At 49.0% G+C, this 524-nt stretch carries 1 protein-coding gene; it reads left to right on the top strand.

What is annotated here, in order from left to right; all coding sequences use genetic code 11:
* The coding region (locus tag CJ260_RS12865; RefSeq protein WP_158221414.1) for a hypothetical protein at window positions 1-524 on the top strand (524 nt) is incomplete at both ends.

Raw genomic sequence — 524 nt, 5'->3', positions numbered from 1 at the left:
GCAGCAACGGAAGGACAACTCCTTGATGTTCAAGGCAATCTCGATACGCTGGCAAAAGGCGCAGTGATGTATGACGTAGACGAAGACGGAAACGTTACGGATAACGTAACCATTGACGGCAAGATGAGAGCCAGTGAATTTGCGAATTCCAACAATACGTTCATGGTAACTGAAGACGGAGCTATCTGGGCTAGCGGCGGCGGCAATATTGACGGCGTAGGATTCCAGGACGGTGTAGTGACAGCTCCGGAAGGTATCAGTGCAGGATATGATGCCTTTAAGGTAGATGCCCAAGGCAATGTCAGCACAGATGGTACGATTATCGCTCAAGGCAATTCAATGATTGGCGGTGTCACACTGGAAGACGGCAATGTCCTGACTAATGAAGTATGGGCTGGCAACAATAACTTCCATGTAAACGAAACCGGGAGTGTAACTGCACCAAGCGTAACCGGCCTTGAAAATACAGAATGGTCTGGCAATGCAGAAGATATTGTAGCAGACCGTGCAGCAACGGAAGGACA

It is taken from the genome of Megasphaera sp. ASD88 (assembly GCF_002287425.1).
Taxonomy (GTDB): Bacteria; Bacillota; Negativicutes; order Veillonellales; family Megasphaeraceae; genus Megasphaera; species Megasphaera stantonii.
The sequence above is the reverse complement of the archived record's forward strand: the minus strand, read 5'-3'. Positions and strand labels throughout refer to the sequence as shown.